General features: G+C 62.2%; 5 protein-coding genes. 2 read left to right on the top strand and 3 right to left on the bottom strand.

The annotated features are described in order from the left end of the window. The first annotated feature begins 354 nt into the window (after positions 1–354). Both Q7L05_RS16680 and Q7L05_RS16675 read left to right on the top strand, forming a co-directional pair. Complete coding sequence (locus Q7L05_RS16680; RefSeq protein WP_303909333.1) at positions 355–1,233, top strand: fructosamine kinase family protein; 879 nt, start codon at positions 355–357, stop codon at positions 1,231–1,233. Between the two features lie 81 nt (positions 1,234–1,314). Next, positions 1,315–2,319, top strand: a complete 1,005-nt coding sequence (locus tag Q7L05_RS16675; protein WP_303909331.1) for a lysophospholipid acyltransferase family protein — start codon at positions 1,315–1,317, stop codon at positions 2,317–2,319. Positions 2,320–2,383: 64 nt separating this feature from the next. Here the strand turns inward: Q7L05_RS16675 and Q7L05_RS16670 are convergent, their stop codons facing one another. From Q7L05_RS16670 to speA, 3 genes are all read right to left on the bottom strand, one after another. Beyond that, positions 2,384–3,274, bottom strand: coding sequence for a lysophospholipid acyltransferase family protein (locus tag Q7L05_RS16670; RefSeq protein ID WP_303909329.1), 891 nt, complete (start codon positions 3,272–3,274; stop codon positions 2,384–2,386). Further along, positions 3,271–4,056: a tRNA 2-thiocytidine biosynthesis TtcA family protein gene (locus Q7L05_RS16665; protein WP_303909328.1), complete on the bottom strand. Its 786-nt coding sequence runs from the start codon at positions 4,054–4,056 to the stop codon at positions 3,271–3,273. Before Q7L05_RS16665 ends, Q7L05_RS16670 begins: the two co-directional genes overlap by 4 nt. Before the next feature lie 122 nt (positions 4,057–4,178). After that, positions 4,179–6,059 (bottom strand): biosynthetic arginine decarboxylase, encoded by a 1,881-nt coding sequence (speA, locus tag Q7L05_RS16660; protein WP_303909326.1) that lies wholly within the window; start codon positions 6,057–6,059, stop codon positions 4,179–4,181. Between the last annotated feature and the right edge of the window lie 246 nt (positions 6,060–6,305).

The following is a 6,305-nucleotide window of genomic DNA, read 5'->3' as shown; positions in this document are numbered from 1 at the left end:
GCGTCGCTGGGGCTCCTCCTGATGAACTTGCCCTCGCTGTCATTACGAGGAGCCTTGGCGACGAAGTAATCTCCTGCTCCCAAAACCCCAGATTGCCGCGTCGCTGGGGCTCCTCGCAATGACGGCTGAAAGTTCGTCACCGATTCGGGGCCGCGTGCGGCGGGTACGGCTCGCAATGACGGGTGACGGTTTTGTCCCTGTTTCGGGGCGGCGTCGCTGGGGTCCTGTTGTACCCGGTGGTCCCCGTGTACCCCGTGGTTATCCGCTCTTTTGATTCGGAGCCGTATAATATCCAGCAAATGATCCGGCCCCGGGATCCCGTAGAATCGACAATCTGTGAAGAGGAGGGTAATGATGGCGATGTGGGATGCCGTTGCACAGCAGATCGGAGAGGCCACCGGCGAACCCTTTGCGGTGGATTCTACCCGCAACCTGGGCGGTGGCTGCATTAACAGTGTCTATCGGGTGAGTGGCGGCGGCCGCAGCTTTTTCGTGAAGAGCAATGACGCGTCGCTTGCCTGGATGTTCGAGGCCGAAGCCGAGGGTCTTGATGCCATGGCCGCCACCGACACCATCCGTGTGCCGCGTCCGGTTTGTTGGGGCAGCGACGGCGGACAGGCCTATCTGGTGCTGGAGTACCTGGAGATGGGCGGCAGTGTCCCGCCGGAGCGCTTCGGACGGGAGCTGGCGGCGATGCATCGGGCCAGCGCAGATCGTTTCGGCTGGCATCGGGATAATACCATCGGCTCCACTCCGCAACCCAATGGGTGGGTCGGTGACTGGATCAGCTTCTGGCGCGATAGGCGCCTCGGGTTTCAGCTGGAACTGGCCGCGCGCAACGGCGCGGCGAAATCTCTGGTGAGTCGGGGCGAGGAGCTAATGGAACACTTTCCGGCACTGTTCGACCGCTATACGCCGGTCCCGTCGCTGCTCCATGGTGATCTGTGGGGCGGCAACTGGGCGGCGACCGGCGCGGGCGAGCCGGTGATTTTCGACCCCGCCACCTACTATGGCGATCGCGAGGCGGACCTGGCCATGACCGAACTGTTCGGTGGTCCCGGCGCCCGCTTTTACGATGCGTATAATGACGCCTGGCCGGTGGATGCGGGGTATGGCGTGCGCAAAACTCTCTACAACCTTTACCACATCCTCAATCACTTCAATCTGTTCGGTGGCGGTTACGCCGCCCAGGCGGATCGGATGACCGGAAGATTGCTGAGTGAATTGCGATAACCTGTCCCCACTGGGAACACAGGGTTCCCGAAATTTGTCACAATTCGATGTACTCAGTGTTAAACCGAAGAAACCAGACACGTGAACGACAAAAAACCAGGAGCACGGCTCCCGCCCTCCCCCTATCTTCCGCCCTTTTCCCGCCACTTCCTTGGACCCCGTTATTGGGGGCTCTGGATCGGACTGGGCTTCCTGTGGCTGCTGTCGTATTTGCCAGGCAGTCTGCGTCGACGCCTCGGTGCCTGGGTAGGGGATCAGGCCTTTCGACGCAATCACAAGCGCCGCGCCATTGTGGAAACCAACCTTGCCTGGTGCTTTCCGGAGAAGAACGAGGCGGAGCGAAGAGAGTTGGCCGTCGGATTTTTCCGTAATATGGGCCGCTGCATGTTCGACTACGGCGCCCTCTGGTGGGGTAGCCAAAGGCGGCTCAAAGGCATGCTGGACCTGGAAGGGGAGGAGCACCTGCGTCCCCACCTGGAAGCGGGCCGGCCGGTGATTCTGCTTACCTGCCATCACGTGACACTGGATGCCGCGGGTCTTGCCTATAACCTGAGACACCCTGCGGCAAGCATCTTCAAGGAAGGTCGCAATGACCTGTTGAATTGGTTTATCGCCCGCGGCCGGTCCCGGCTCGGGGGGTTGAATTTCGAACGGGAGGAGAGCATGCGCCCGGTCGTGAAGGCCACTCGCTCCGGCTATGCCCTCTTTTACCTCCCCGACGAGGACCTGGGCCCCGATCGCTCGGTTTTTGCGCCTTTCTTCGGTATCCCTGCGGCGACTATCCCGACCCTGTCGCGACTCACCAAACTCTGCCGGGCCGCCGTTGTTCCCTTCATGGCCTATTACCACCCGGAAACCGGGCACTATACCGCACGCCTGCTTCCCGCCCTGGAGGGCTACCCCAGCGGTGACGAAGTGGCTGACGCTGCCCACATGAACCGCGCAATCGAGGAGATTATCCGCTTGGCGCCGGAGCAGTACATGTGGTCCCTGCGCATCTTCCAGACCCGCCCGGACGGCTCACCGCCGCCCTACGAGATGGCGAGCTGGCCCGGATCGGGGCACCGTGAACGTCCGGAGGGTTAGCCACAGAGTTTGTTCACCACTGAGAACACAGAAATCACTTAGTGGTGAAATTTCTGTCCTGCGGTCAATACAAGCCCGGCTCGCCCTCGGGGCGGCGGCGGAAGCGCTTGTAGCTCCACTGGTACTGTTCGGGACAGTGGCGGACTGCCTGTTCGACGGCCTGGTTGAGGGCGGTGGCGGAGATGGCGGGGTCGGGATCGTAGATGGTGTCTCCCACCGGGACGAAGGGGATGTGGTAGCCACCGCCCGGCAGGCGTTCCGCAAAGCCGACCACCACCAGCGCATGGCTTTTGGCGGCCAGTTTGGGAACCAGAGTCATGGTGAGCGCCGGGATACCGAAGAAGGGGGCGAATACGCCCGCTTCGTAACCCGGGTCCTGGTCGGGGAGAATCCCCACCATCTCCCCCCTGGAGACCCGCTTGAGCAGGGCCCGCACCCCCTTGGCATCAGTCGGCACCAAGCGCGCGCCGGTGCGTTCGCGTCCGGTCGTCATCAGCCTTTCGAGCGCGGCGCTGTCCGGTGGACGGTAGAGACTGGTGATCGGGTAGTGGGCGCCCAGGTAGAGCCCGATCACCTCCCAGGCGCCCAGATGGGGTCCGGCGACGATTACGCCACGACCCTCGGAAAGCGCCTGTTTCACCGCCGACTCGCCGCTGGTGCTTTCGATTCGCGAAAGGATCTCTTCCGGCTCGCCACACCAGGTCTGCGGCGCCTCGGCCAGGGTCTTGCCCGTCTCAATCAGACTGCGCCGCTCCAGACGGTGCCGTTCGCCAGGCGACAGATCGGGCAAACAGAGTTCCAGGTTTCGGCGTGTGATCTCACGATTGCGGTTCGGGAACAGCTCGGCCAGCCATCCCAGCAATGCACCGGTGGCGTGGGCCAACGGCAGAGGCAGGGCGGCAAAGGCTCGCATCAGAATACCGAGCCAGCCGCTTTTCGGGGCGCAGCCGGTCATTCCGCCCCATCCCCGGTTTTTGCGGCCTCTTCCGGCGTCTCGGTCGGAGTCTCTTCGGTCATGAGCGGCCGCATTGCGCTGAGCAGATTCTTGAACAGGTGCTTGTAACGCTGCTCTTCCGATAGCAGCAGCTGCTTCATGTGTTCACGCTCGGTCGGCATGGCGAAACAGGCGGGACAGTTGTCCGGGATCACCGGCAACTCGGCGCTCTCTGCAAAGGCGGCGGTTTGCCGCTCCCGCGCGTAGACCAGCGGCCGGATGATGCGCAGGTCTCCGGCATCGTTGACATAGTGGGCCTTCATGGTGCGCAGCTGACCCCGGTGGAAGGCGGACATCAGGAAGCTTTCAGCGAGGTCATCCAGATGCTGGGCGAGGGCGATGACGTTGTAGCCCTCGCGGCGCGCGGTGCTGTAGATAGTGCCTCGTTTCATCCGGGCACAAAAGGCGCAGAACGAGAAGCTCTTCTCCTCCTGGTACTTCTCGGCCTCTTCGGCAATGGGCTGACTGTTGTAGAAATAGGGAACACCAAGCCACTCTAGATAGGGCTTGAGCAGCGACGGGTCGAAGCCCGGTATCTGAGGGTCGACGGTGATAGCACCAACTTCGAAACGAATCGGCGCATGTCGCTGCAGATGCAGGAGGATCTGCAGCAACGATAGGGAATCCTTGCCGCCCGAGAGACCCAGCAGGACGCGGTCCCCGTCTCGGATCATTCCGTAGTCGGCAATGGCCCGGCCGACGGGGCGCAACAGCCCTTTGGGTGGTTTAAGCGGTTTATCCATGGTGCGGAATTCTACAACAGGCGGGGCAGGGCAGAGAATGCGGTTGTCGATGGGTCATCGTTTGACGGCCTGAAGGCCGCCTACAATCCCCGTGGGTCGGGCTAAAGCCCGACACGGCGTCATTACCCTTCCAGATACGTATAACCCTGCAGGCCCGCGGCCAGTGCGCCCAGAAATAGGGTGCGGTGCTGTTCGCTGAAGTCCGCCCCGGCAACCTTTTTACGATACGCCTGCATCAGGACCTCGGGGTCGAACTCCACATAACGCAGCAGTTCGTCGACACTGTCGCCTTGCGTGGCGCCGACCAGCCGATACCCCCCGTCCGGGTCCTGTTCCACATTCACCGAATCTGTATCCCCGAACAGATTGTGCATGTCACCCAGGATCTCCTGATAGGCGCCCACGAGGAAGAAGCCGAGCAAATACTGCTCTCCGGCTTGCACCTCGTGCAGCGGCAGACTGGCTTCGATCCCTTCGCGGTCGACGTAGGCATCAATGCGCCCGTCCGAATCGCAGGTCAGATCCTGGAGAATGCCGCGTCGGGTGGGCTCCTGGTCATGCCGGTGCAGCGGCATGATCGGGAACACCTGTCCGATGCCCCACACATCCGGCAGTGACTGAAAAAGGGAGAAATTGCAGAAATACTTGTCTGCCAGTTTCTCGTGAAGTTCGTCGATCACCTCGCGATGGGCTCGACGCTCGGGACTGAGCAGGTCCAGCACCCGGCGGCAGATCGCAAAATAGAGCTGCTCGACCTCCGCCCGCTGTTCCAGGGTCAGCAGGCCATGGGTAAACATCGACTGGGCCTCGCTCACCCAGTGCACTGCGTCGTGGTAGACCTCCAGCGCCGAACGTGAATAGAGTCCCGAGAGGCCATTCCAGAGGTCATGCACAAGCATCGGCGCATCGGCGGCCGGTGCCGCTCCCGGCGGACCATCCGGGGCCTGCTCCACATCGATGACATTGGTGACGAGAACCGCATGGTGCGCGGTCATGGCGCGGCCCGACTCGGTGATGATGGCCGGATGCGGGAGCTGCTGTTCGGCACAGACCTCCCACAAGGTATGCACGATGGCCCGCGCATACTCTTCGATGCTGTAGTTCATCGAGTAGAAGCTACGCGAACGAGTGCCCTCGTAATCGACGCCCAGGCCGCCACCGACATCGACGCTTTCGACCGGTGCGCCGTAACGGCGCAACTCTGCATAGAAGCGGGCCACCTCGCGCATGCCGCGCTGGATATCCCGGATATTGGCGATCTGCGAACCGAGATGAACATGCACCAGCCGGAGCGAGTTCAGCAGCTCCGCCTCTTGCAGCCGCGTGATCACCTCCAGCACCTGGAGCGACGAGAGGCCGAACTTGGCCTTTTCACCGCCGGTGTTCTGCCAGTTGCCCTTGCCGATGGAAGCCAGCCGCACACGCACCCCGAGCAGCGGCTCGATTCCCAGCGCCCGCGACTCCTCGATAATCAGCCGAAGCTCGGAGAGTTTTTCAATGACAATATGCAGACGGTGACCAAGGGCCGTGCCGATCAGTGCCAGCCGGACGTACTCGCGATCCTTGTAGCCGTTGCAGATAATCGTGCCGTCCCGGGGCGCCATGGCCAGCACCGCCATCAACTCCGGCTTACTGCCCGCCTCCAGCCCGACCTGTCCATTCCCGGCATGCAGGATCTCCTCGATCACTGCCCGCTGCTGGTTCACCTTGATGGGATAGACCGCGGTGTAACCACCCTGAAAGCCGTCCTCCGCCATGGCGCTACCAAAGGCGTCGACCAGCGTGCGCACCCGGTCGTGCAGGATCCCGGCGAACCGCACCAGCACCGGAAAGGTGAGTCCCGCCGCGGACAATCCCTTGGCCAGCTCATGAAAATCGATGCCCCGGCCCGGATCGCGCTCCGGATGGACACTGATATGACCGCGGTCATTGATATCGAAATAGCCCTCGCCCCAGTGGGCGATGTTGTAGCCGGTACGTGCCTGTTGGATGGTCCAGTTCATGGGAGCTGCCCGTTGCGCGTTGCGGTAATCGTAAAGAGATGAAAGCACAGTGGCTAGTGGCGAGTGGCGAGGTTACTTCTCCATCAGGAGCCGTACCCCCTGCTGCGCCGGTCGTCCGAATCAGTGACGAACTCTTAGCCGTCATTGCGAGCCGTACCCCCTGCTGCGCGGGCCCGAATCAATGACGAACCTTCAGCCGTCATTGCGAGCCGTACCCCCTGCTGCGCAGGCCCGAATCAGTGATGA

The organism is Thiohalomonas denitrificans (assembly GCF_016841685.1).
Classification (GTDB): domain Bacteria; phylum Pseudomonadota; class Gammaproteobacteria; order Thiohalomonadales; family Thiohalomonadaceae; genus Thiohalomonas; species Thiohalomonas denitrificans_A.
This window is presented reverse-complemented; position numbering and strand designations above follow the sequence as displayed.

Coding starts and splice junctions, on each gene's coding strand:
- Q7L05_RS16680 (WP_303909333.1), top strand. CDS start 355: ATGGCGATGTGGGATGCCGTTGCACAGCAGATCGGAGAGGCCACCGGC.
- Q7L05_RS16670 (WP_303909329.1), bottom strand. CDS start 3,274: ATGACCGGCTGCGCCCCGAAAAGCGGCTGGCTCGGTATTCTGATGCGA.
- Q7L05_RS16665 (WP_303909328.1), bottom strand. CDS start 4,056: ATGGATAAACCGCTTAAACCACCCAAAGGGCTGTTGCGCCCCGTCGGC.
- speA (WP_303909326.1), bottom strand. CDS start 6,059: ATGAACTGGACCATCCAACAGGCACGTACCGGCTACAACATCGCCCAC.